This window comes from Pseudoalteromonas sp. S1612, assembly GCF_005887175.1.
Lineage (GTDB): Bacteria > Pseudomonadota > Gammaproteobacteria > Enterobacterales > Alteromonadaceae > Pseudoalteromonas > Pseudoalteromonas undina.
In genome coordinates, this window is record NZ_PNDH01000105.1 from 1 (window position 1) to 330 (window position 330).

The 330-nt window shown below is 44.5% G+C and carries 1 protein-coding gene; it reads left to right on the forward strand.

Annotated features, from left to right (window positions below; all coding sequences use genetic code 11):
- Positions 1–330: hypothetical protein (locus CWB78_RS18820; RefSeq protein WP_212750866.1), on the forward strand; the 330-nt coding region annotated here is incomplete at both ends.

The window sequence follows — 330 nt, forward strand, 5'->3', positions numbered from 1 at the left end:
GATGCTGAGCAACCAACTACTACTGAAGCTCAAATTGAAGAGCCAGATATCGACAGCTTAGTTGAAGAAGACGAAGTAGATATTGACGATGTACTAGATACTGAGCAACCTGAAAGTGATGTTCATGATTCTGAAATAGATCATGCATTGGCGGACTCAATTGAAGATTTAACTGACGCGCAAGAAGAGTTAAATAGTGAAGATGTAGAATCTATCGCTTCATCTTTTGCTGAGCCTGAGCCTGAGCCTGAGCCTGAGCCTGAGCCTGAGCCTGAGCCTGAGCCTGAGGTAGAGCCAGAAATTGAAGCTGAGCCTGAACTTGAAGTAGAG